Genomic DNA, 24,391 nt, shown 5'->3' on the forward strand with positions numbered 1-24,391 from the left:
CACCAGTGTGCCGCGACCCGTCAGGACATGACTGGAGAATGACGACGTGGGAGAATGGGAACGTGCGTTTTCTCAACGAGCAGCCGAACTACGACCTGACGTACAACGACGTCTTCATGGCCCCGAACCGTTCCTCGGTCGGGTCTCGGATGAATGTCGATCTGACGTCGACCGACGGGCTGGGCACTCCCCTACCCCTCGCTGTGGCCAACATGACCGCAATCTCCGGACGACGGATGGCCGAGACGATCGCCCGCCGCGGCGGCATCGCCATCCTGCCCCAGGACATCCCCGCTGACTTCGTCGCGAGGTCCATACGTCGGGTCAAGGGTGCCCACACCCGCTTCGACACCCCGGTCACCGTCAATCCCACGACGACCGTCGGCGAGGCCATGAATCTGCTCAACAAGCGCGCCCATGGCGTCGTCCTCGTCATCGAGGACCATCGCCCGGTCGGACTGGTCTCCCCTGCCGAGGCGGAGGGCGTCGACCGCTTCGCCCAGTGCCATGAGGTCATGACCACCGACCTCACCTTGGTCGGCCCTGACGCCAGCCCGGACGACGTCTTCCAGGCCCTCGCAGAGCGTCACCAGAAGGTCGCTGTGGCCGTCGACGAGACCGGCGTCCTCGTCGGCATCATGACGTCCCGTGGCGCGCTGCGCACCGAGATCTACCGCCCTGCCGTCGATCCTGACGGTCGCCTCATGATCGGCACTGCCATCGGCATCAACGGCGACGTCGCCGGTCGCGCTCGTAGCGCTCTGGACTCCGGTTCCGACGTCCTCGTCATGGACACCGCTCACGGCCACCAGGACCCCATGATCCGGGCCATTGGCGTGGCGGACAAGGTTCGCACTGCCTTCCAAGAGAAAACCGGACGCCGTATCCCTATCGTGGCTGGCAACATCGTCACCCGGCGCGGCACCCTGGACCTGCTGGAGGCCGGAGCGGACATCATCAAGGTCGGTGTTGGACCGGGCGCCATGTGCACCACCCGTATGCAGACCGGCGTCGGGCGCCCCCAGTTCTCGGCGGTGCTGGAGTGCGCTGAGGCAGCCGCCGAGGCCGACGGGGCCATCTGGGCTGATGGAGGCATCCGTCACCCCCGTGACGTCGCCCTCGCCCTGGCGGCCGGAGCCGGATCGGTCATGATCGGCTCGTGGTTCGCCGGCACCCACGAGTCCACCGGAGCCATGCTCGTCGATCACGATGGCCGCCTGTACAAGGAGTCCTTCGGGATGGCCTCGGCCCGTGCAGTTCGTCACCGCACCCGCCAGCGCAGCGCCTTCGAGAGGGCCCGCGCTGCCCTGTTCGAGGAAGGGATCTCCCAGTCGAAGATGTACCTGGATCCCCAGCGTCCTGGAGTTGAGGACCTCGTCGACTTCATCACCTCCGGAGTGCGATCCTCCTGCACCTACGCCGGCGCGGCCAACCTCGAGGAGTTCCACGAGAAGGCCGTCATCGGCGTGCAGTCCCCCTCGGGATATGAGGAGGGACGTCCCCTGCAGCGCAGCTGGACCTGAGCTGCTGGCGAACTGTCACCGTCGCTCGCCCTGGCCCGACCTTGTCAGTTCTAGGGTGAGAGGCATGACAGCAGATCGAATCCTCATCATTGGTGGCCATGGACACGTCGCCAGGCACTTCGCCCAGCACGCCAGTTCGAAGGGTCGTCACGTCGATTCCGTCATTCGGCGTGAAGACCAAGCTGCTGACGTCGTCAGGTGCGGCGGGAATCCCATCGTCGCTGATGTCACCTGTCTGCGCCCTTCTCAGTGGGACGACCTCGTCAACAGTCACGACGCTGTGGTGTGGTCGGCCGGAGCAGGTGGCAAGGGCAGCCCCGAGGACACCTACGCCGTCGACCGCGATGCCTGCAAGCACCTCGTCGACGCCATTGCGCGTTCCTCCCACGGACCGCGGTTCGTGCTCATCTCGTGGTGCGGCAGCCCCGACCACGGTGTCCCCTCCGACAACGACTTCTTCCCCTATGCCGACGCAAAGGCCGATGCCGACCGCCACACCATGCGCTCGACGGTTCAATGGACCATCCTCGGCCCGGTGACCCTCAGCCACGATCCCGCCACCGGCATCCATGTGTTGGAGGAGGGCGAGGACTACAAGGACGCCACCGTGTCCCGTGAGGCCGTCGCTCAGGCGGCTCTGGCCTGTCTGGACAACGAGACCACGGTTGGCCGGTTCATTCGCTTCCGTAACGGTTCTCGGCCCATTGCAGAGGCCATCTGAGCCAGGACCGCCAGCAGTATCCTCCGACGAAAAAGGCCGGGACCGTCATCATGACGGTCCCGGCCTTCACATTGTCGGTGAGACGCGGTCAGTGCTGGTAGTCCCCGCGGTAGTACTCGAATGCCCAACCCGAAGCAGCCCAGATTCCGATGCCCAGACCGAGCAGCGAGATCCACCACCCGAAGACCGGACCGAGGCACATGATTGCCACGACGAGAGCACACCAGAAGGGCCAGATGCTCTGCGGCGGGAAGAATCCCACTGGTCCAGCCCCGTCGATCACCTCAGCATCCTTCTCGTCGGAAGGACGCGGATTGATCTTCTTGGCGACGACCTGGACGTAGAAGAACACCATCAGGGCCATGGCCCCCGACAGCCCCAGCACCCAGGTGCCGGCGACCTCATGGGCGGTGAACCAGTAGACCGGGGTGACGACGAGGTAGAACAGACCAAGTCCGCCAAAGACCCAACGTTCCGGTTTCATCAGGCATCCTCCTTGCCGGAGTGGACGAGTTCACGCGGGTTAGCTTCCTCGGTCTCGGGAGCCAGGGCGGCCTCCGGATGGTTGATGTCAAAGGCCGGGGAAGTGGAACGAACGCGAATCATCTTGGTGAAGTTGTGGGCAGGCGGCGGACACGAGGTGGCCCACTCGAGGGTACGGCCCCAACCCCACGGATCATCGACCTCGATGTTCGGGTCATGACGGGTGATCCAGACGTTCCAGGCGAATGGCAGCATCGAGATGGCCAGCAGGAAGGCGCCGAAGGTCGACACCTGGTTCAAGAGGGTGAATCCCTCCCAGGAGCCATAGTCAGCGATACGACGCTGCATACCCTCGACACCGAGCCAGTGCTGGACGAGGAAGGTGGTGTGGAATCCGACGAAGAGGGTCCAGAAGTGAATCTTGCCCCAGGTCTCGTTGAGCATGTGCCCGGTGATCTTCGGCCACCAGTAGTAGAAGCCGGCGAACATCGCGAACACCACGGTGCCGAACAGCACGTAGTGGAAGTGGGCCACCACGAAGTAGGTGTCTGAGACGTTGAAGTCCATCGGCGGGCTGGCGAGCATGACGCCGGTCAGACCACCGAAGAGGAAGGTCGTCAGGAAGCCGATGGCGAAGAGCATCGGTGTGTCGAAACTCAACGACCCGCCCCACATCGTGCCAATCCAGTTGAAGAACTTCACGCCCGTCGGAACGGCAATGGTGAAGGTCATGAAGGAGAAGAATGGCAGAGAGACCGCACCGGTCACGAACATGTGGTGGGCCCACACAGACACCGACAGACCGCCGATGGCCAGGGTGGCGAACACCAGACCGACATAACCGAAAACCGGCTTGCGACTGAAGACCGGGAGGACCTCGGTGATGATGCCGAAAAACGGCAGGGCGATGACGTAAACCTCAGGGTGTCCGAAGAACCAGAAGAGGTGCTGCCACAGGATCGGTCCGCCATTCGCAGCATCGAAGATGTGGGCTCCCAGAGCTCGGTCAGCCTCGAGGACGAGCAGACCGGCGGACAGCACCGGGAAGACGACCAAGACCATGATCGAGGTGATGAGGATGTTCCAGGAGAAGATCGGCATCCGGAACATCGTCATACCCGGAGTACGCATGAGGATGATCGTCGTCACGAAGTTGACGGCACCGAGGATGGACGACAGACCCAGCAGGTACAGACCCATGACCCACAGATCACCACCGACTCCCGGGGAGTTGATGGCGTCCGAGAGCGGGGCGTAGGCGAACCAACCGAAGCTGGCAGCGCCACCAGGGGTGAGGAAGCCGCCACAGGCCATCAACGAGCCGAAGAGGTACAGCCAGTACGCGAACTGGTTGATACGGGGGAAGGCGACGTCGGGGGCACCGATCTGGAGAGGCATGAAGAAGTTCGCAAACCCGGAGAACAGCGGGGTGGCGAACATCAACAGCATGATCGTGCCGTGCATCGTGAAGAGCTGGTTGAAAGTCTCCTGGTGCATGAACTGCATGCCGGGATAGGCCAGCTCGGCTCGGATGAGCAGGGCGAGAATGCCACCAAAGGCGAAGAAGAACAGCGACGTGCCGAAGTACAGCCGTCCGATCTTCTTGTGGTCGGTGGTCGTCATGTAATCCCAGACGAGAGCGCCGAAGCTCGTCTTGCGACGCTCCTCGCGTGTCACCGCAGGACGCACCGCGGTTCGCTGGGCGATAGATGCGCTGGTCACTTCTTCTCCCCCTCCTTCGATTCGGCGGTGGTGAGGGCGGCGACGGAATTCGGAGGCTTGATCTCACCGATGTCGCCCTGAGCCTTGAGCTGCCGGAGGTGCTTGTTGTACTCCTCGACCGACACCACATGCACCTTGAAGATCATGTTGGCGTGGTAGGTACCACACAACTCGGCGCACTTGCCGTCGTAAACGCCGATCTTCGTCGGGGTGAGGTCGAACTGGTTGGGATGACCTGGGATGACGTCCATCTTGAAGTAGAAGGCCGGCACCCAGAAGGAGTGGATGACATCGGCGGAATTGAGGTGGAAGCGCACCGACTCGTTCACGGGAAGGTAGAGATCCGGGATCTTCTCGATGGTGCCCACCTCATGGGTGACGGCACCGCCGACATCCGGGTTCTTCTGTTCCATGTAGTTGAACGTCCAGGACCACTTCTGTCCGACGACGTTGACGACATGCTGAGGCTCGGGATTCTTCTCGAGCACCTTGTTCTCGGTACGGACGGTGTAGAAGAACAGCACGCCGATGACGAGGAACGGAACGATGGTGTACAGCACCTCAAGCGGAAGGTGGTACCGCGACTGCCGTGGAATCACCGGATCTCCGTCCTTACGACGGAACTTGAAGGCTGCGTATCCGATGAGGCCCCACACGAACACACCGATGACGAGCGCCGAAACCCATGCACCAATCCACATGTTTCCCATGTGCACGGCACGGTCGGACGCCGGATCGACGAGACCGAGACGAGCTGCACGTCCGGGTCCGGTGTCACCACAGCCGCTCAGTGCCAGTACCGCAATCATTGCGGCACAGGCACCACCGACCTTCCCGGCAACACCGCTGCCACTTCGGGGCACGTCCCGGTCAAGGTCGTGTCGCCAGCTGACTCTGCGTCCCACGGCTCACCCTTCCCCATTGCAAGCCCGGCCCCGACCCGACGGTGGGGACAGGTGACTGTTGTGTCTGTCACACCGAACAATAGCGAAAATAAGGCGCTCCGTCCGCCCAGCAGGACTGACGAAACGCCTCAATGACCCCAGAAGGTCTGTCGGGGAAGTGATCCCGGTAGTCAGAATCGGCTCAGTGGAAGGAATCCCCACAAGCGCAAGTGCTGGTCGCGTTGGGGTTGTCGATGGTGAACCCCTGCTTCTCGATGGTGTCCATGAAGTCGATCGTGGCACCGGCGAGGTAGGGAGCGCTCATTCGGTCGGTCACCACATTGACCCCGCCGTAGGTCTTGACGACGTCACCGTCGAGGTGGCGCTCGTCGAAGAAGAGCTGGTAACGCAGACCCGAGCAACCGCCGGGTTGCACGGCCAAACGCAGGGCGAGGTCGTCGCGTCCCTCCTGATCGAGCAGGGACTTCACCTTGGCCGCAGCGGCATCGGTGAGGACGATTCCATCGGTGGTGGGGGCGTTGACGGTGTCGGTCATGTGGACTCCAAGAACGTGTGATGGACGGTCCCGGGGGATGACCCGGGCGTTCGATCCTGGTGGATCGGGCGGGTATGTCGTCCCGTCGCATCGTCCACTGTATCCGCAGCGCCCCGTCGACATCGAACTGTGCCGATTAAGCGCGCAGCGGAACAGGGGTGCTTCACCTCTGTCAGCCGGGAATGAGACCGTCTCCGGCAGGGTTTTCCGAGAGCCAGACCGAGACCTCCTCGATCGTCGCCGAGACGTCGGGAACGATGAGGTCCGAGTCGACAATGTTGTCGTCGGCAATCGGGGTACCTATCGTGCGGACGGTCGTCACCAGCTCAGAGAGAGCCTCGGTGAGCTCACTCTGCGAGGTGGTCTCGATGGCGTGCTCGACGCGGGAATCAATACGGTTGAGATGGTTCATCTCGGTGTCGGGCACCTGCCACTGGCCCTCACCAACGATACGAATGATCATGACTGGCCCTCCTGACGTCGCACAGCACGCGATCCGGTTTCCGGGTTCATCCCCGTGCCGGAACCGGACTCAAGCTCCGGAGTGGAATTGTCGTGGCCGGTATCCAGCTGTGCCTTGAGGGCCGACAGCTCGGCATCGATGGAATGGTCACTGGCAAGGTTGTCGAGCTCGCGAGTGATGTCGTCGCCATAGCTACGGGTGGGATCCTCGATGGCTCCACTGACCATGAGTTCGTCAACGGCTCCTGCACGGGCCTGAAGCTCCATGGTCTTGTCCTCGGCACGCGTGATCGCCATGCCGATGTCGCCCATCTCCTCGTTCAGACCGGTGAAGGCCTCATTGATACGAGTCTGAGCCTCAGCCGCCGAGTAGGTGGCCTTGATGGTCTCCTTCCTCGTGCGGAAGGCATCCACACGAGCCTGGAGACGCTGGGAACCGCGGATGAGCTTCTCCTCCTCAGCCTGCAAGGTGGCGTGCTGAGTCTGCAGGTCGTTGAGCTGGGCCTGCAGGGTGGCTTTGCGGGTCAGGGCCTCACGAGCCAGATCCTCGCGGCCCTGCTCGAGGGCGCGAGCAGCCGCATTCTGCATCTTGTCGACGTCCGCCTGCAGCTGGTTCATCTGCAGCTCGACTCGCTTGCGGCTCGTGGCGACGTCGGCAACGCCCCTACGCACCTTTTGCAACATGTCGAGCTGACGCTGGTAGGAGTAGTCGAGGGTCTCGCGTGGGTCCTCAACCTTGTCGAGGGCCTTGTTCGCCTTGGAACGGAAAACCGTCGAAAGTCGTGCAAATATGCCAGCCATAGGTGGAGTCGTATCCTTCCCCTTCGGTGCTTGATGACTCCGGGAAGTCGTCAGCATTGCGGTTGCCTGACCATCAGAGTACGGGACCGCGCAACAACAACCCAGAGCAATACCCGTACAATCTTCTCAGCCCAGACAGGGTCGCCCCGGCTGGAACTGGTCACCGTGGGCACGAGTACGACACAAAAGAGGATGGATCGTGGGACTGTTCCGCCCCTACGAGCAGGGAGACAGCAAGAAAGCCGAATCGACGGACGAGACCGTCACGGCAGAGCCGGTGTCCAGCACCGAGTCCTCCCCGTCCTCGGCCACCGCTGCCCCAAGGCCCACCTCTGATGCGGCGAACACCAAGCAGGAGAAGCAGCCCGAGAAGAGGCGTCACGCTGACAAGAGCAACGGCGCTGCCAAGGAACACCGCGCAGCTGCACAGGCAACACCCGCGGCACAGCCCAAGCCTCGCCACATCGCGAAGAAGGGTCCGACCCCGACCCGCGCCAAGGCCGAGGCTGCCCGCCGTGAGCGCCTCAACCCGACCCTGAGCAAGAAGGAAGCCCGAAAGCGCGAGCGTCTGGCCAAGCGAGAGCGTCAGGCCGCCGCCATGGAGGCTGCCGAACGACGACCCGAGCGCGGTTACATCCGCGATTACGTCGACTCGCGCTGGACGTTCAGCGAGTTCATCATGCCGATCTTCCTGGCCGTCATGGTGATCTGGTTGGCCATGCTCTTCATCGCCCCCACCGCGGTCGGCGCCATCAACGCCATGTCCTTGGGCATGCTGATGGTCATGCTGTTGTGGCTGGTCGACTCCTGGCGACTGTGGCACGGGGTCAAGAAGGGCATCCGTGCCCGCTACCCCAACGCTCCTCTGCGCGGTCTGTGGGCCTATCTCAACAACCGGGCGATGACCGTGCGCCGGTGGCGCAACCCGGAACCGCGCATCGAGCGTGGTGAGAAGATCGACTGACACTGATCTCCAGACCAAACTCTGCGTCGTTGCCACGTCCGTATCCCTTCCGTGGCACGGACGTGGTTGTCTTGTAGGTATGAGTTACTCGTGGGTTTTCAAACAGTCTCGCGTCACCGTCAAGGGAGCTGAGCACCTCGGCGAAATTGGCGCTGGCCAGCAGTTCGAATCTCAGGAGGAAGCCGAGGCATGGCTCTCCGAGACCTGGCCCGAGCTGCAGGATGCCGGTGTCGACGAGGTCACTCTCATGCAGGACGAGGATGTCGTTTACGGCCCGATGGGGCTGTCCGAGGAGTGATCCTGGCGGCGGACCTTGACGGTCTGCCAGCTCATCACGACCCCGAAAACCGTTACTGCAACCCCAAGACCTGTGACCGTGGGGCGAGACTGGGCAATGGACTGACGTCGTTGCTCGTATGTCTGCACCGTGTCCGTGCGGGTGGCGGTGTAGGTGGCCTTGTGGCAGGTGTCTCCCGGATGCATCTCGACGCCACGGCACGAGATCGTCGGCGAGGCCATCACGACGATGCCCCACACGAGCAGGGCAATTCCGGCCATGACGGTGACGATGTCCAAGGCCATCCGCAACGTGGAATGGCTGGCACGACGAGAAGGCGCCGTGTCCTGGCTGGCCGGGGTGGTTGAGTTCACGAGCACACCATAACGGCGCGTCATTCGTACCGCACCGTCCCGCGCTCGACGCACCTCGACTAGGCTTCAGACGAGGCGTCGGCCCGAGTCTGACCGGGCCCATCCTGAACCGACCCCCCGAATGAGAGGAATCCTCGTGGCCAAGAGCACCGAGCTACCCATCCGTCCGCGTCCCGATCTCAAGGTCTCCCGCAATGCCAACGGCGCCGACGTCGTGATTGCCGGCCTGGTCGAGGGCTCCCAGGGCCCCGTCGTCCAGGGACTTGCACCGCGAGCCGTGAAGGAGGCCGAGGAGACCTTCGGCGCTTCACTGGCCGAGGTTGCCATTCGCGCTGGCGGCTCGACGAAGCTTGGGTCCACCGCGGTGCTGCCCTGGTCCGGGAACAACCTCGTTCTGGTCGGCTGCGGAGCTGAAGGATTTGACGGTGAGGCCCTACGCAAGGCTGCCGGTGCCGGCGCCCGTGCCGCCGCGGCCCTGTCGCACGGAACCAGCCTCAAGGTCGCCGTCGACATGGGAACCGGCTCGGCTGAGCAGGTTCGTATCGCTGCCGAGGGGGCCCTGCTCGGTTGCTACAAGGTGCCTGTCGTCACCGCGAACCCGGATGTCCCCGAGGTCTCCACCGTGACCATCGTCTCCAATGCTCGTGGCGCCAAGCCCGAGCTCGACAAGGCCCGGATCCTCGCCGATGCCGTCTATACCGCTCGTGACTGGGTGGATGCCCCGGCCAACCTGCTCTACCCGAAGACCTTCGCCGCCTCAGTGCAGTCGTGGTGCAAGGACCTCAAGGACGTCAACGTCGAGGTTCTCGACGAGAAGGCTCTCGTCCGTGGCGGATTCGGGGGCATCCTGGCCGTCGGCGGCGGCTCGGCCCGTTCCCCGCGTCTGGTCCGCGTCGAGTACGCCCCGGAAGGTGCCACCACCACCCTGGCCCTGGTGGGCAAGGGCATCACCTTCGACTCCGGCGGCCTCGACATCAAGACTGCTGCCGGCATGTACACCATGAAGTGCGACATGGGCGGTGCTGCTGCGGTGCTCGCCACCGTGGGCGCGGTCGCGCGTCTGGGCCTCAACGTCCGCGTCATCGCCTACGGCTGCATGGCTGAGAACATGCCGTCCGGATCGGCATGGCGCCCTTCCGACGTCGTCACCATGTATGGCGGCAAGACCGTCGAGAACGGCAACTCCGACGCCGAGGGCCGCATCGTCATGGCTGACGGCCTGGCTCGTGCCTGTGAGGACGAACCGGACTACCTCGTCGACATCTCCACCCTCACCGGCGCCTGCATGGTCGCCCTCGGCAACCACACTGCCGGAGTCATGACCTCCGGAGCACAGGCTGCCGACACCCTGCTGGACGCCTCCGAGGCCGCCGGCGAGGACTTCTGGGAACTTCCCATCACGGACGAGGTCCGCGAGCACCTGCACTCTGACGTCGCCGACGTCAAGTCCTCCGGTGGTCGCGAAGGTGGCGCGATGCTCGCCGCCGCCTTCCTGCAAAGCTTCGTGGCCCCTGGAATCGACTGGGCCCATCTCGACATCGCCGGCCCGGCCTACAACAACGCCACACCGCACGACTACACCCCGATCCAGGGAACCGGATTCGGGGTGCGCACCTTGGTGCAGCTCGCCGCCAATCTGGCTGACTGATCAACTCGATCGTCGGGAGGGCAGGGTCCACAGGCCCTGCCCTCCGCCACGTTCGGATGAGATTTTTCTGACTTCAGAAATGGGACCAACTGCACATTTGCCCATAGTCCGGCTAGGCTTGCAACGAATCCGTCGCGGCTTGCAAAGGAGCTCCAACACATGTCGACCGAAGTCACTCTTCCCGCCCTGGGCGAGTCCGTCACCGAAGGCACCGTGTCCCGCTGGCTCAAGGCCGTCGGAGACACCGTCGAGGCTGACGAGCCCCTACTCGAGGTGTCCACCGACAAGGTAGACACCGAGGTCCCCTCCCCCGCCTCCGGCACCCTGCTCGAGATCAAGGTCCCCGAGGACGAAGACGCCGAGGTCGGCGCCGTGCTGGCCATCATCGGCGACCCCTCCACCGCCGAGTCGACTCCAGCTGAGGCCCCCAGCGGAAATGACGAGACCCCCGAGTCGGAGCCTGAGCCCGAACCCGCCGCCGAGGAGAAGCTTGCTCCGGCTGCTGGTGGTGCGGCCAAGGGCGTTGAGGTCACCCTGCCGGCCCTGGGCGAGTCCGTCACCGAAGGCACCGTGTCCCGCTGGCTCAAGGCCGTCGGAGACACCGTCGAGGCTGACGAGCCCCTACTCGAGGTGTCCACCGACAAGGTAGACACCGAGGTCCCCTCCCCCGCCTCCGGCACCCTGCTCGAGATCAAGGTCCCCGAGGACGAAGACGCCGAGGTCGGCGCCGTGCTGGCCATCATCGGCGACCCCTCCACCGCCGAGTCGGCTCCTGAGCCCGCCGAGAAGGCCGAGCCCGAGCCGGTGAAGAGCAAGGCCGAGAAGGCCCCGGCCCCCGCCCCGGCTGCCCCGAAGCCCCCTGAGGCCCCGATGCCGACTGGCACCAACGAGGTCGCCCCGCGCGCCACCAACCCGTCCTCCGACGTCTATGTCACCCCGCTGGTCCGCAAGCTGGCCAAGGAGAACAACGTAGACCTGTCCACCATCACCGGAACCGGTGTCGGTGGTCGCATCCGCAAGCAGGACGTGCTGGCCGCTGCCAAGTCCGAGGAGGCCCCGGCCCCCGCTCCGGCTCCCTCCGCCACTCCGGCTCCGGCCTCCCCGAAGCCCGCTGGTTCGGCTCGCAAGGCCTCTCAGGAAGTCTCTCCGGAGGCTGCCGCCCTGCGTGGCACCACCGAGAAGATGAGCCGTCTTCGCAAGGTCATCGCCTCCCGCATGGTGGAGTCCCTGCAGGTGTCCGCCCAGCTCACTGCCACCGTCGAGGTGGACATGACCGCCATCTCCCGTATCCGCAAGGCCGAGAAGGCCGCCTTCAAGGCTCGCGAGGGAGTCGGCCTGTCCTACCTGCCGTTCATCACCAAGGCTGTCGTCGAGGCTCTCAAGGCCAACCCGAAGTTCAACGCGAACATTGACACCGAGGCCGGGACGATCACCTACGGCGCCTCCGAGAACATCGGCATCGCCGTCGACACCCCGCGTGGCCTGCTGGTTCCGGTCATCAAGAACGCCGGCGACCTCAACATCGCTGGACTGGCTCACCAGATCGGCGACCTCGCTGCTCGCACCCGTGACAACAAGGTCACTCCCGATGAGCTGGCCGGTGGCACCTTCACCATCACCAACTACGGTTCGGCCGGTGCTCTCTTCGACACCCCGATCGTCAATCAGCCCGAGGTTGCCATCCTCGGCACCGGTGCCCTGGTGAAGCGCCCGGTCGTCGTCACCAACGAGTTCGGTGAGGACACCATCGCCATTCGCGACATGATGTACCTGTCGCTGTCCTACGATCACCGCCTCATCGACGGTGCCGTGGCGGCCCGCTTCCTGTCGGGCATCAAGGCCCGTCTGGAGGAGGGTGACTTCGCCGGAGAGTTCTGATTCGAACCTCATGACGGGGTCCGGTGTGGAATTCCACACCGGACCCCGTCGCGTGTCCGGACTACCATGGGTCAGCGTGACAGACGCCCAGAATCACTCCTGCGATCGCGACGACGCCCAGGCGACCCCACGGCCCACCACACCCCAGGTCGTTGCCGGGGTGGCCCCGAAGGGATGGGTGGACCATCCCGCTGGCTTGGAATTCGAATATCTGGGCATCGCGGACAACCCCCCGGTACGCACCGAGTACAACGAGTGCTGGGCCCACCAGCGTGAGGTCCACGCCGAGGTCTCCAGCCATCAGCGTCCCAGCACGGTCATCTACGTCGAGCACGACCCCGTCTACACCGCCGGGCGACGGACCCGTCCGGAGGCCTACCCCTTCGATGGCACCCCTGTCGTCCCGGTAGATCGTGGCGGTGAGATCACCTGGCACGGTCCGGGACAGCTGGTCGGATACCCCATCGTCTTCCTGCAGCGCGGCATCGGTGTCGTGGACTACGTGCGTCGCGTCGAGGAATCGGTCATCCGCCTCGTCGCCGAGTACGGGTTGAAGGCCGGTCGCGTCCCCGGACGCACCGGAGTCTGGTTCCCCTCCGACGGCGTCGGACCGGAGCGCAAGGTCTGCGCCATCGGTATCCGGGTCTCTCGTCAGACGGCGATGCACGGATTCGCCCTCAACATCGACCCCGACACCGCAGGGTTCGACAACATCATCCCCTGTGGTATCTCCGATGCTGACGTCACCAGCATGGGACGCGAGCTGCGACGCCTGCATGGCCCCGACGCCGAGGTGCCGTCCATGCTGGAGGTGGCGGACAGGCTCGAGCCCATCCTCACCGAGATGATGTCCTTTCAGCCCTACGAGATGAGCCCGGACATCCCGCGTCGGGGGCACCCGGCGTTCCTCCACCCGATGTCGTGAGTCTGTCCGCCATCCCGGCTACAGTTCCCCCTACCCCACCCCAAAGGAGATGTTGGTGACGCATCCCACCCGTGCCCGCGCCACTGGACCGCTGCTGGCGGTCACGGGTGTCGTCATGACCGTCATCGCCGCCGTGACCGGTCGGCTCCGGACCCTGGAGCCTCGTCTGCTGGGTAGGGAAAATCCGGACGTCCTCACCAGCGTCCTCCATGCCGTCGTCGGGACCCTGTTCTGGACAGCTCTGGTGTGGACCCTGGCCGAACTCATTCGCGCCACCCTCTGCTCTCCCCACCGGGATGTCGTCGATCCCACCCATACCCGCGGGCGCCGGGCCTGGCTGGCAGCCCAGATGTGGGCGTTGCTGGCCCTGCTCATGATCCCGCTGGAGTCCGCCGACTCCGCCGGTCTGACCTTCGAACAGACCATCGTCGACCTGCCGACCTACATCACCTCGACCCCCTCTGTGACGGCCTGGCTCGTCGTCGCCGTGCTGGGCCTGGTGGTGGCGCTACTCGCCCTGCTCGCCACGCATCTTGGTGGCCTCGTCATGGCGACGTTGGTGACGGTTCTAGCTGCCCTGCCAATACCGGTGACCGGAGCCATCTCGGTGGGTCTCAACCACGACTTCGCCACCGACTCCGGGGCTCTTGCCGCCATCGGTATGACGATTGCAGCGGCGTGCGTTCTCGTCGAGGTCCTCGATGGGCCTGATTCCGCTGTCACCTGTCGGTTGTCCTGGCTGGAACGCGTCGGGGCCATCATCACCCTTGCCGGCGGAATCGTCGTCACCTGGCAGGGTCAGGCCAGGCATTCCTGGCTGTCGGACCGATGGGGGGTGGCCCGGGTCGTCCTGTTGATCGCATCAACGGTCTGGGTGATCCTCAGCTGGTTGCCTCAATCTCGGGTACGTGGGTGGCTTCGTCTCGGGATGGTCACCATCGTCCTGACCGTCCTGGGAGCCAGCAGCCAGCTGGTGCCCCCGCGCTACCTCATCGGGCAGACCCCCGCCGTCAACTACCTCGGTTACGAACTGCCACCGGCGCCCAGCACTGGTGTCCTGCTGGCCCCGGGCCGTCCCAACATCGGTTTCTGGACCCTGTCGATCCTGGGAATCGCGGGATACCTCTTCGCGGTGAGCATCATCAAGCGCCGCGGCGAAAAATGGTCCGGCGCTCGCATCGGGTCCTGGATCGGGGCATGGGTCGTCGTGATCTACCTGGCCAGCGTTGGCCTGTGGGAGTACTCCTCGATGCAGTTCAGCTGGCACATGTTGGTCCACATGACCTTCAACATGCTGATTCCCGCCTTGCTGGTCCTGGGAGCGCCGGTAACTCTCATGAGGGAGGTCTTCCGTACCGGCGATGGCATCGACGACGGCCTCAACGGCCCCCACGACTGCCTCGTGGCCGCTCTGGAATGGCGTCCCACCAAGATCCTATTCGGCCCATTCGCAGCATGGATTGTCTTCATCGCCAGCTTCTACGTGGTGTACTTCACCCCGATCTTTGGCTACCTGATGCGCTACCACTGGGGACACCAGTGGATGTTGCTGCACTTCCTGATGGCCGGGTTCATGCTCTTCGAGTACGTCATCGGCCTGGACGACCTGCCCGCCTCCCTGCCTCACATCGGTCGGCTGGGCTTCGTCATCACTGCGATGCCCTTCCACTCCTTCTTCGCCGTCATCACGATGAATGCCCACCAGATCATTGGCAAGGACTTCTATCAGGCCCTGTCGATCCCGTGGGTGACCAACCTGCGCGACGACCAGAACCTCGGCGGCCAGATCACCTGGGCAACCGGCGAGATTCCGATGGCCCTGGTGCTCATCGCCCTGTGCGTGCAGTGGTTCGTCTCCGATCGGCGGGACCAGCGCCGGGTCGACGCCTCCGAGGATGCCAGCCTCGACGAGTCCCTCGCCGCCTACAATGCCATGTTGGCTCGGATGGCTGGCCAGGAGATCAAGCCGCAGGACCCGGAGAACCGGTCATGACCGCGGTGACAACCGATGAGCAGGATGACGACGAGCCGGTCCTCCATTCCCCGGTCCAGCTCCAGATCAGCGGGATGACCTGCGCGGCGTGCGCCAACACCATCGAGAAGCGCCTGGCCCGTATTGACGGCGTGCATGCAAGCGTCAACTTCGCCTCCGAGCGAGCGACGGTCACTGGTATCGACGTCGAGGACGCCATCGCGGCCGTCAAGGATGTCGGCTACACCGCCGCTCCGCTGTCTGACGTCGATCTGGCCGTTGAGGCAGAGCGACGCATCACGATGCTGCGACGCCGTCTCATCGTCGCCGTCCTGCTGACGTTGCCCCTCATGGACATCGGGTTGGTACTGGCCCTCGAGCCACAGCTGCGCTTCCCCGCCTGGGACTGGCTGCTCGTCGTGCTCTCCCTGCCAGTGGTGTTCTGGTCGGCGTGGCCCTTTCACAAGGCGACATGGTCAAACCTGCGCCATGGCATGACCTCCATGGACACCCTGGTCTCACTGGGCGTGTTGTCCTCCTTCGGATGGTCCTTCGTCTCCATCCTCATCGGCGCCCAGGACGAGGAGGGGTACTGGCTGGGCTACGGCATCACCCCTGCTGGCGCCGACACCCTCTACCTCGACGTCGCTGCCGGGGTGACCTGTTTCCTGCTGGCCGGGCGCTATTTCGAAGCCCGGGCCAAGAGGTCGGCTCGCTCGGTGCTGACGGCCCTGGGCCAGTTGGCGGCCAGGAATGCGCGCGTGCTGCGCGACGGGGTCGAGACCCTCGTGCCCATCGAGAAGTTGCACAAGAGTGACCTCTTCGTCACCTTGGCTGGTGAAACCCTCGCCGCCGACGGGGAGATCGTCGAAGGGTCGTCGAGTGTTGACACCTCGATGATGACTGGCGAGCCGATGCCGGTCGACACCACCGTCGGATCGACGGTTCTGGGCGGAACGATGAACCTCACCGGACGCATCGTGGCGCGAGCCACCGGCGTGGGAGCCCACAGTCAACTCGCCCAGATGGCGGTCATGGCCGAGGAGGCCCAGGCCCGCAAAGCCAACGTCCAGCGTCTGGTCGACAAGGTCGTCGAGATCTTCGTGCCGGCCGTGCTAGCCGTGGTCGTCCTCACCTTCTTCGGGTGGTGGATCGCCGGGGCAGGCATCCGTCATGCCTTGTCAGCGGCTCTCTCCGTGCTCGTCATCGCCTGTCCCTGCGCCCTGGGTCTGGCCACCCCCACCGCGCTCATGGTCGGGGTGGGACGCGGCGGTCAACTGGGAATCCTCATCAAGGGCCCGGAAGCGCTGGAGGCGTCAGGACGCATCGACACCGTCGTCCTCGACAAGACCGGTACCGTCACCACCGGCGACATGACCCTGACCGAACGGATCGCCGCCGACGGAGAGGACATCGACCGAGCCCACCGCTACGCCGCCGCCCTGGATCAGCACTCCACCCACCCGGTGGCCACGGCCATCGTCGCCGCTGTCGAGGGCACGATTCCGGAGTGCCCCAGCCCGCTCACCGTCGCCGGTCGCGGCTCTGCGGGCGAGGTCGACGGGCACGACGTCATGGTCGGCAATCCCGTCTTCCTCACCGAGGCCGGCATCACCATTCCCGGCGAACTCACCGACGCCGTCGATCAGGCCGCCAGTACTGGTCGTTCCACCGTCCTCGTCGCGATCGATGGCCGGGCCACGGCAGCACTCGTCATTTCCGACACCGTCAAGCCCGAGGCTCCTGCGGTCATCGCTCAGCTCAAGGGGATGGGGCTGCGAACCGTCCTCCTCACCGGTGATTCGAAGGCCGCTGCGGACGCCGTCGCCTCCCAACTCGGTACCGACGAGGTACTCGCAGACGTCCTGCCCACCGAGAAGGCCAAGATCATCGACGAACTACGGGCCGGGGGACGCGTCGTCGCCATGGTCGGGGACGGCATCAACGACGCCGCAGCCCTGGCCAGCTCTGATCTCGGCCTGGCGATGGTCACCGGCACCGACATCGCGATGCGCAGCGCGGACATCATCTGTGTGCGTCACCATCTCGGGGTCGTCCCAGACGCCATCGGGCTGTCACGACGCACTCTGCGCACCATCCGTGGCAACCTCGCATGGGCCTTCATCTACAACATCGCAGCTATCCCGATCGCAGCCGCCGGGCTCCTCAACCCACTGATATCCGGGCTAGCCATGAGCCTGTCGAGCCTCTTCGTCGTCACCCATTCACTGAGACTTCGCAACTTCGGTGCACACAGTTAAACTGACCGACGTGAGTGTCGAAGCAGACGGTAGAAAGCTCCTCCGAGTCGAGGTCAAGAACTCCCAGACCCCCATCGAGGACAAACCCCGCTGGATCCGCACCCGGGCCACGATGGGCCCTGAGTACCGTGACATGCGACGCCGCATGATCGACGGTGATCTTCGCACGGTGTGCCAGGAGGCTGGTTGCCCCAACATCTTCGAGTGCTGGGAGGATCGCGAGGCCACCTTCCTCATCGGCGGTGACCACTGCACCCGTCGGTGCGACTTCTGCCAGATCGAGTCGGCCAAGCCGGAGGACTACGACCGGGACGAACCCCGCCGCGTCGCCGAGTCCGTCAAGCAGATGGGACTGCGCTATGCCACCGTCACCTCGGTCTGCCGTGACGACCTCGAAGACGAGGGAGCCTGGCTGTGCGCCGAGACCATCCGCCAGATCCACCAGGTGAATCCGGGAGTCGGCGTCGAGATGCTGGCTCAGGACTTCTCCGGCAAGCAGGATCTCCTCGACGTCGTCTTCGGGGCACGCCCGGAAGTCTTCGGGCACAACCTCGAGACGGTCCCCCGTATCTTCAAGCGCATCCGCCCCGGATTCCGCTACGACCGTTCGCTGGCCGTCCTCAACTCGGCCCACGAGGCGGGACTCATCACCAAGTCGAACCTCATACTCGGCATGGGAGAGACTCGTGAGGAGATCTCGGAGGCCATGCAGGCCCTGCATGACGCCAACACCGACCTGCTGACGATCACCCAGTACCTTCGTCCGAATGCCTACCTGCACCCCATCGACCGCTGGGTGACCCCGCAGGAGTTCGATGAGCTGGCCGAGGAGGCCCGCGAGATCGGATTCGTCGGTGTCATGAGTGGCCCGCTGGTGCGCTCCTCCTACCGCGCCGGACGTCTCTACCGTCAGGCCATGGAGGCTCGCGGGGAGAAGCCGGTCACCATCGTCACCGGGTACCGAGACGGGGAGAAGCCGGCTCCATTCGCGACCAAGGAATGATCAGGGACACCTGATCAGCTTGACGAGGAGGATTCCAGCGGCGCCCCGAGGTACATACACCGAAACCATGCCAAAGTAGGGCCACCGTCGCGAAACCGGTAGAATGCCGCGGAGTCCGTCCACTAACCTCGTCGGGAGCGTGTCAATGCCCAAGAGCCAGGCAGCCAAGGAACTCGCCGCCAAGCAGAAGGCGCAGGCCAAGGCCGAGAAGGAGCGTCGCAAGAACTCCGACAATCCCAAGGACTGGAGCACCGGCAAGCAGCTCGTCGAGACCTTCAAGCTGACTCGCCAGGTTGATCCCCAGCTCCTCTGGTGGGTCATTGGCGCCTTCGTCCTGGGCGTCGTGGTGTTCACCGTCCTCGGTCTCATCCTGACCGATCTGTGGTGGGCATGGCTCATCGTCGGCATCTTTGCCGGTGCTGCTGCCGCCATGTGGGTGTTCCAGTGGCGCGCCAAGCATTCCATGTACGCCCGGTTCAAGGGCCAGACCGGATCGGCCGAGGTCGCTCTCTCCCTGCTCGACAAGAAGAAGTGGACCTCCACCCCGGCGATTGCCTTCACCCGCCAGCAGGACGTCGTGCACCGCGCCGTCGGACCGGCCGGAATTGTCCTCATCGGCGAGGGACACGGCAACGGTCTGCGCAATCTGCTGGCCACCGAGACCAAGCGTCATGAGCAGGTCGCCTATGGCACTCCGGTGACCTCCATCATCATGGGCGACGGCAAGGGTGAGGTTCCGCTGGAGGACCTCGACAAGCACATCAAGAAGCTGCCCAAGGCTCTCAACACCGCCCAGGTGGACGAGGTCATCAACCGCCTCAAGGCCCTCGACGCGATGCGTCCGAAGGTGCCACTGCCCAAGGGCCCGATGCCCAGCTCCATGAAGGGCGCCCGCGCCGCCATGCGAGGACGCTGAGCCTCCGTTGGCCGGCACAAACCTCGTCAACGCCGATCACATCTCGAAGTCCTGGGGCACTCGGACGGTCCTCTCAGAGGTGTCCCTGGGACTCTTGACGGGAGATGTCATCGGCGTCGTGGGTCGCAACGGGGACGGAAAATCGACCCTCCTGGCCCTTCTCACGGGCTCGTTGGAGCCCGATTCCGGGGTCGTGACGCGCACCAATGGGGTTTCCATCGGGGTACTCGCCCAGGCCGAGACCCCCAAGGGTGACGAGACCGTCCGTGACCTCGTCGTCGGTGGCCGTCCCGATCATGTCTGGGCGGCGGATCGCGAAGCTCGCCCCATCGTCGAGGACATGCTCTCCGACATCGACCTCGATCGCCCCATGACCGATTTGTCCGGTGGTGAACGGCGACGTGCTGCCTTGGTCTCAATCATGCTGGCAGACCATGACCTGCTCGTCCTCGACGAGCCCACCAACCACCTTGACGTGGAGGCCGTCGCTTGGTTGGCAGGCCACCTCCGCCACCTCCAGGAGCGTGGCGTCGCAATGCTCGTCGTCTCCCACGACCGCTGGTTCCTCGACGAGATCTGCACCGACATCTGGGAGGTTCACGACGCCACCGTCGAGGCTTATGAGGGCGGATACTCCGCCTACACCCTCGCCCGGGTGGAACGCGCCCGCATCGCTGCCAGCAACGAGGCCAAGCGTCAGAACCTGGCGCGCAAGGAGTTGGCATGGCTGCGTCGCGGCGCCCCTGCCCGCAGCTCCAAGCCTCGTTACCGCGTCGAGGCCGCGAACGCCCTCATCACCAATGTCCCCGAGCCTCGCGACAAGTTGGAGTTGGCGCGCTTCTCCGCTACCCGTCTGGGCAAGGACGTGCTCGATCTCAAGGACGTCACCGTCACCGTGACCTCCGACGAGCTGGGTGAGCGCACCCTGCTTGACAAGGTGACATGGTCGATCGGCCCAGGTGACCGAATCGGTCTGGTCGGCGTCAATGGTGCCGGCAAGACGACCCTGCTCAATCTCTTCGATGGATCCCGGCAGCCCGACTCGGGCCGCGTTAAGCAGGGAAAGACCCTGCGACTTGCCCATCTGCGTCAGGAGGTTGACGACCTCGACACCACGGTGACGGTGCTGGAGTCAGTCAACGACGTCAAGGCCAGGACGAAACTGGCCACCGGCCGGGACGCCTCCGCCGCGGACCTGCTGGAAGGATTCGGATTCACCGGGCAGAAGCTCGTCACCCGTGTCGGCGATCTTTCCGGTGGGGAGCGTCGTCGTCTGCAGCTGTTGCGCCTCCTCATGGACGAGCCGAACGTGTTGTTGCTAGACGAGCCGACCAACGATCTCGACATCGACACCCTGCGCTTGCTCGAGGACTACCTCGACTCCTGGCCGGGGACGTTGATCGTCGTCTCGCACGACCGGTGGTTCCTGGAGCGGGTCTGCGACGTGGTGTGGGCCCTCGTGGGAGACGGCACGGTTGCCCTCCTGCCAGGAGGCATTTCCCAGTACCTGGAGCACCGTCGCAATCGTGAGACCGGTCCGTCGAAGTCGAGTCGAGTGGGCACCGAGGGGTCCCGGCAGAAGGTCAACACTGCGGCCCTGCGTCAGGCTCGCAAGGACATGGACCGGATTGACCGCCAGATGGGCAAGGTCCGCGACAAACTCGCCTCGTTGCACGAGGAGATGGCTGCCAAGGCCGACGACTACCAGGCCCTCGCCGATTTGCAGATGAAGGCCAATGACCTCGACGAACGGATGTCCGACCTCGAGGAGCAATGGCTGGAGGCCGCCGACATCGTGGAGAATTCGTGACACTGCAAGACGATGACACCAACGTTTCCCGGCCCCGCAGATCCTTGGCCATGCTGTGGCCAACGATTGCTACCCTCGTCATCACGGTCGCGTGGATGCTCATCATTCCCGACCCGATCGACCTCAGGATCTACCGGGACTGCGTGCGAGCGATGCTGCACGACCCGGAGACGCTGTACACCGCCACCTCGGTCATCGGTCTGGGATTCACCTATCCACCCTTCGCCGCGATCGCCCTCATCCCGCTGACCCTCCTGCCGTTGCGCGCCGCGACGATCCTTCACCATGCCGTCAGCGCGACTGCTCTCGTCGTCATGATCGACGTGGTGTGGCGCCGCTGCGGACGTCGACCTTCGGGCATCCTGACGGCTGTCGTCGCCGTGATCCTGGTGGCCAGCGAACCGATCGGCAAGAGCTTTGCCTGCGGCCAGGTCAATCTTCAGCTGGCTCTCCTGGTCGTCCTTGACGTCTTCGTTCTTCCCCGAAAGTGGCGCGGTGTCGGCGTTGGTGTAGCCACCGGGTTCAAGCTCACTCCCGGCATCTTCGCACTCTGGTACCTCGTCACCGGCCAGTTCAAAGCAGCCTTGCGAGCCGCTGGCACCGGAGTGGCAACGATTGCTCTCGGCTTCGCCATCGCACCCACGGCATCGTGGCAGTACTGGACCCATTACATGATCACCCCGAAGCGGCTGGGCGGACTCACCTGGGCCGGCAACCAATCCCTCTCGGGGATGTTGTTGCGACTGGGGCTGGGAGACCTCACGCTGATCTGGCTCGTTCTCGTCGCCGTCTGCTGCCTGTTCGCTGGGATTTCCTCACGTCGGCTGTGGCAGCAGGGCGATGCTGACCAGGTGTGGTCCCTGCTGTGTGCCGGACTCTGCGGATGTCTGGTGAGCCCGGTGTCATGGTCTCATCACTGGGTGTGGGCACCGCTACTCATCGTCGCAGGGTTGGCAGACCGACGCCACGGCCGGCACGTTCTCGCCCTGCTCTGGGCCTTCGCCACCCTGACATGGATGGTCTGGTGGTTCCCAGCAGGTAATGACCTAGAAATTGCTGCGCCGTGGTGGCAGAAAGTCCTCACCGACCCTTACGAGATCCTTGGTATCGGGTCTCTCCTCTCCTTGGCCCGAAACAACCATGCATCCGTCGCACGACATGAGGCGGGCGGACCGTCTCCGGCCCGCCCCATACCCGTAACGTTCAATCACGCCACCGTGAACAACTGATCACCGCTGTTCACCGACGTGCCGGCAGCGGCGACACCACCGAGCTTGTCAGGAGTCGTGTCAAGGATGATGATCGGGCAGACCGCACTGCGACCGCCTTCGGCAATACGGGCAGGGTTCCACGTGATGAGCTTGTCCCCGACGGAAACCTCTGCCCCCTCCTCGGTGTGGAGGGTGAATCCCTCCCCCTTCAGCTGGACGGTGTCGATGCCCAGATGCACCAGCACCCCGAAACCGTCCGCCTGAAGGACGAAGGCATGCGGGTGCAGCTTGACGATGCGTCCCGCCACCGGGGCCACGGCGGTGACATCACCGTCGCCGGTGGGCTGCAGGGCGACGCCGGGGCCCACCAGCCCCTGTGCAAACACCGGATCAGGAACCTCGGACAACGTCATCAGGGTGCCGTCGAGGGGGGAAAGGATCGAGGTCATCAGCGCAGGTCCTCGATGTCCTCGGCGAGGGTGTCAGCCTCGGGGCCGACGACCACCTGGACGGAAGTTCCCTGCTGTACGACGCCGAATGCACCGGCTGCCTTGAGGGCGGCCTCGTCGACGAGGTCGGGGTCGTCAACCTCGACGCGCAGCCGGGTGATGCAGGCCTCGAGGTCGTCAATGTTGTCGTCGCCACCGAGGGCCGCCAGGATCTGTTCTGCCTTGCTCATGATGTCTCCTTGTCCTGGTTCGAGATGAACTCCGCCATGGAGGATCCTCGAACAAATACTGGCCCACCTTCCAAGTGGTCCAGACAACTAACACTGAACTCCATCGGGCCGCCCGGTGTCAAGAGACGGTCAGGGTCAAGAAGCGGTCAGGTCTCGTGATCCTCTCCCCACAAATCCTCCAGGTCGGAGGCGAGCAGGTCCGCATCAGGCCCGACGATCACCTGCACGCTTTGCCCCTGCACCGTCACACCATGGACCCCAGCACGACGCAGAGCCTGCTCATCAACCTGCTCGCAGTTTCGGACCTGGCAGCGCAGGCGGGTCACGCACGGCTCGATCGACACCACGTTGTCGACTCCCCCCAACGCCGCCAAGATGTGTTCAACACGCTTCATCGCGAACCTCCTCGAGGTGGATACAGGGTCCTACGTGGCCCGGAGATCGGCACCCACAGTTTGTAACGGTCTCCCCGGTACCAGGACCGGGAGTACGAGACAGCAAGATCGTCGGCATAGGTACGGCGGTTGATGGCCAGCAGGGGAGATCCCACCGGGATGTGCAACAGCTCACAGATCACCGCATCGCCACTGAGGGCCTCGATGGCATCCTCCCCCCAGGTGGGGACCAGTCCAGCGTCAGCCAAAGCCCCGTAAATGCTCGTGGGTACGCCATTCGCCAGCAGATCCGGCATCACTCGCGTGGAGATCCAAGTCCTTTCGACTGCCATCGGAATCCCGTCGGCCAGCCGCACCCGGTAGATGAAGTGGACGGATTCACCAGGCTCAATCCCCAGCCAGACAGCCACGTCCGGGGTTGCCGGCAGTTCCTCTCCGCGCAGCACCCTGGTATCGGGAATCATCCCACGTTGACGCATCTCCTCGCTGAAGGACGAGATCCGAGACTGGACGTCAACCTTCGGAGCCCGGACATAGGTTCCACTCCCCCGGCGACGTTCCAGCCGTCCGCTACTGACCAGCGAGTCCACCGCCTGGCGGACCGTCATCCGCGAGACTCCGAAACGCTCGGCAAGCTCACGCTCACTGGGAACGACATCCCCGACCGACAGACGGGTGTCGATGAGCTCGACGAGATAGTCCCGCACGGTCACGTACTTCATGCGTGAATTATGCCCCGGGTGCAGGGCTGACCACCGGTTGGGGATCGAACCCGACCGGAATGTTCACGTTCACACATTCTGCGCGCCCTCTTGTGATGGCAGTACCGGTGACCTATACTTCCGCAAGTGGTCCATACCACCCCACGGACCACCTGATGCCGAACCGACGTGGGTGAAGGCGTCGGACATGAGAACTCACTGCGG

23 protein-coding genes and 1 pseudogene are annotated in these 24,391 nt (G+C 64.3%); 13 read left to right on the forward strand and 11 right to left on the reverse strand.

Translation table 11 applies throughout. The features are described 5' to 3' along the window. Window positions 1–38: 38 nt before the first annotated feature. Together PALO_RS07325 and PALO_RS07330 are read left to right on the forward strand one after the other, a co-directional pair. Window positions 39–1,523, forward strand: coding sequence for a GuaB1 family IMP dehydrogenase-related protein (locus PALO_RS07325; RefSeq protein ID WP_004811860.1), 1,485 nt, complete (start codon window positions 39–41; stop codon window positions 1,521–1,523). 64 nt (window positions 1,524–1,587) lie between these two features. Continuing rightward, complete coding sequence (locus PALO_RS07330; RefSeq protein WP_015583038.1) at window positions 1,588–2,244, forward strand: NAD(P)H-binding protein; 657 nt, start codon at window positions 1,588–1,590, stop codon at window positions 2,242–2,244. An 88-nt stretch (window positions 2,245–2,332) separates the two neighbouring features. Here PALO_RS07330 and PALO_RS07335 read toward each other — a convergent pair whose 3' ends face one another. The 6 genes from PALO_RS07335 to PALO_RS07360 all read right to left on the reverse strand — a co-directional run bounded on the left by PALO_RS07335 (window position 2,333) and on the right by PALO_RS07360 (window position 7,152). Further along, window positions 2,333–2,728, reverse strand: a complete 396-nt coding sequence (locus PALO_RS07335) for a cytochrome c oxidase subunit 4 (protein WP_015583039.1) — start codon at window positions 2,726–2,728, stop codon at window positions 2,333–2,335. Beyond that, complete coding sequence (ctaD, locus tag PALO_RS07340; RefSeq protein WP_004811863.1) at window positions 2,728–4,449, reverse strand: aa3-type cytochrome oxidase subunit I; 1,722 nt, start codon at window positions 4,447–4,449, stop codon at window positions 2,728–2,730. The genes PALO_RS07335 and ctaD overlap by 1 nt, the downstream gene beginning before the upstream one ends. Beyond that, window positions 4,446–5,354: an aa3-type cytochrome oxidase subunit II gene (ctaC, locus tag PALO_RS07345; RefSeq protein WP_435380245.1), complete on the reverse strand. Its 909-nt coding sequence runs from the start codon at window positions 5,352–5,354 to the stop codon at window positions 4,446–4,448. The genes ctaD and ctaC overlap by 4 nt, the downstream gene beginning before the upstream one ends. A gap of 181 nt (window positions 5,355–5,535) precedes the next feature. Beyond that, window positions 5,536–5,889 carry an iron-sulfur cluster insertion protein ErpA gene (erpA, locus tag PALO_RS07350; protein WP_004811865.1) on the reverse strand — a complete coding sequence of 118 codons (354 nt, stop codon included), beginning with the start codon at window positions 5,887–5,889 and terminating at the stop codon, window positions 5,536–5,538. Window positions 5,890–6,061: 172 nt separating this feature from the next. Next, a complete protein-coding gene (gene pspAA / locus PALO_RS07355) occupies window positions 6,062–6,352 on the reverse strand; it encodes a PspA-associated protein PspAA (RefSeq protein WP_004811866.1) in 291 nt (96 codons plus the stop codon). Further along, on the reverse strand, window positions 6,349–7,152 hold the full coding sequence (locus PALO_RS07360) for a PspA/IM30 family protein (protein ID WP_015583041.1): 804 nt from the start codon (window positions 7,150–7,152) through the stop codon (window positions 6,349–6,351). Before PALO_RS07360 ends, pspAA begins: the two co-directional genes overlap by 4 nt. A 199-nt stretch (window positions 7,153–7,351) precedes the next feature. Between PALO_RS07360 and PALO_RS07365 the strand changes: the two genes are divergently transcribed. Both PALO_RS07365 and PALO_RS07370 read left to right on the forward strand, forming a co-directional pair. Continuing rightward, window positions 7,352–8,116 carry a DUF3043 domain-containing protein gene (locus PALO_RS07365; RefSeq protein WP_015583042.1) on the forward strand — a complete coding sequence of 255 codons (765 nt, stop codon included), beginning with the start codon at window positions 7,352–7,354 and terminating at the stop codon, window positions 8,114–8,116. 79 nt (window positions 8,117–8,195) lie between these two features. Continuing rightward, a complete protein-coding gene (locus PALO_RS07370) occupies window positions 8,196–8,414 on the forward strand; it encodes a hypothetical protein (protein ID WP_004811869.1) in 219 nt (72 codons plus the stop codon). Here PALO_RS07370 and PALO_RS07375 read toward each other — a convergent pair. Next, window positions 8,384–8,868 (reverse strand): annotated as a pseudogene (locus PALO_RS07375) (hypothetical protein); the annotation flags it as partial. The gene PALO_RS07370 and the pseudogene PALO_RS07375 overlap by 31 nt on opposite strands. A 20-nt stretch (window positions 8,869–8,888) precedes the next feature. Here PALO_RS07375 and PALO_RS07380 point away from each other — a divergent pair. From PALO_RS07380 to PALO_RS07420, 9 genes are all read left to right on the forward strand, one after another. Beyond that, window positions 8,889–10,415 carry a leucyl aminopeptidase gene (locus tag PALO_RS07380; RefSeq protein WP_004811871.1) on the forward strand — a complete coding sequence of 509 codons (1,527 nt, stop codon included), beginning with the start codon at window positions 8,889–8,891 and terminating at the stop codon, window positions 10,413–10,415. A gap of 159 nt (window positions 10,416–10,574) precedes the next feature. Next, the gene (sucB, locus tag PALO_RS07385) at window positions 10,575–12,293 is read left to right on the forward strand and encodes a 2-oxoglutarate dehydrogenase, E2 component, dihydrolipoamide succinyltransferase (RefSeq protein WP_015583045.1); all 1,719 of its coding nucleotides are present in this window, start codon (window positions 10,575–10,577) and stop codon (window positions 12,291–12,293) included. A 160-nt stretch (window positions 12,294–12,453) separates the two neighbouring features. Then, entirely contained in the window at window positions 12,454–13,218 is a 765-nt protein-coding gene (gene lipB / locus PALO_RS07390; protein WP_174266677.1) for a lipoyl(octanoyl) transferase LipB, read from the forward strand. 49 nt (window positions 13,219–13,267) lie between these two features. After that, on the forward strand, window positions 13,268–15,211 hold the full coding sequence (locus tag PALO_RS07395) for a cytochrome c oxidase assembly protein (protein WP_041710084.1): 1,944 nt from the start codon (window positions 13,268–13,270) through the stop codon (window positions 15,209–15,211). Beyond that, the gene (locus PALO_RS07400) at window positions 15,208–17,451 is read left to right on the forward strand and encodes a heavy metal translocating P-type ATPase (RefSeq protein ID WP_015583048.1); all 2,244 of its coding nucleotides are present in this window, start codon (window positions 15,208–15,210) and stop codon (window positions 17,449–17,451) included. Before PALO_RS07395 ends, PALO_RS07400 begins: the two co-directional genes overlap by 4 nt. A gap of 10 nt (window positions 17,452–17,461) precedes the next feature. Then, window positions 17,462–18,454 (forward strand): lipoyl synthase, encoded by a 993-nt coding sequence (locus tag PALO_RS07405; RefSeq protein ID WP_015583049.1) that lies wholly within the window; start codon window positions 17,462–17,464, stop codon window positions 18,452–18,454. 145 nt (window positions 18,455–18,599) lie between these two features. Next, entirely contained in the window at window positions 18,600–19,370 is a 771-nt protein-coding gene (locus PALO_RS07410) for a DUF4191 domain-containing protein (protein ID WP_004811878.1), read from the forward strand. A 7-nt stretch (window positions 19,371–19,377) separates the two neighbouring features. Then, window positions 19,378–21,180: an ABC-F family ATP-binding cassette domain-containing protein gene (locus PALO_RS07415; protein ID WP_015583050.1), complete on the forward strand. Its 1,803-nt coding sequence runs from the start codon at window positions 19,378–19,380 to the stop codon at window positions 21,178–21,180. 104 nt (window positions 21,181–21,284) lie between these two features. Beyond that, complete coding sequence (locus PALO_RS07420) at window positions 21,285–22,409, forward strand: glycosyltransferase 87 family protein (RefSeq protein WP_238137857.1); 1,125 nt, start codon at window positions 21,285–21,287, stop codon at window positions 22,407–22,409. Here PALO_RS07420 and PALO_RS07425 read toward each other — a convergent pair. The 4 genes from PALO_RS07425 to PALO_RS07440 form a co-directional block, all read right to left on the reverse strand. Beyond that, on the reverse strand, window positions 22,388–22,840 hold the full coding sequence (locus PALO_RS07425) for a PTS sugar transporter subunit IIA (protein WP_015583052.1): 453 nt from the start codon (window positions 22,838–22,840) through the stop codon (window positions 22,388–22,390). The genes PALO_RS07420 and PALO_RS07425 overlap by 22 nt on opposite strands. Next, the gene (locus tag PALO_RS07430) at window positions 22,840–23,070 is read right to left on the reverse strand and encodes a PTS sugar transporter subunit IIB (protein ID WP_004811882.1); all 231 of its coding nucleotides are present in this window, start codon (window positions 23,068–23,070) and stop codon (window positions 22,840–22,842) included. Before PALO_RS07430 ends, PALO_RS07425 begins: the two co-directional genes overlap by 1 nt. A 146-nt stretch (window positions 23,071–23,216) precedes the next feature. Then, a complete protein-coding gene (locus PALO_RS07435; RefSeq protein WP_004811883.1) occupies window positions 23,217–23,465 on the reverse strand; it encodes a PTS sugar transporter subunit IIB in 249 nt (82 codons plus the stop codon). Beyond that, window positions 23,462–24,187 (reverse strand): GntR family transcriptional regulator, encoded by a 726-nt coding sequence (locus PALO_RS07440; protein ID WP_004811884.1) that lies wholly within the window; start codon window positions 24,185–24,187, stop codon window positions 23,462–23,464. The genes PALO_RS07435 and PALO_RS07440 overlap by 4 nt, the downstream gene beginning before the upstream one ends. Window positions 24,188–24,391 lie beyond the last annotated feature (204 nt).

Source organism: Cutibacterium avidum 44067 (assembly GCF_000367205.1).
GTDB classification, from domain to species: Bacteria; Actinomycetota; Actinomycetes; order Propionibacteriales; family Propionibacteriaceae; genus Cutibacterium; species Cutibacterium avidum.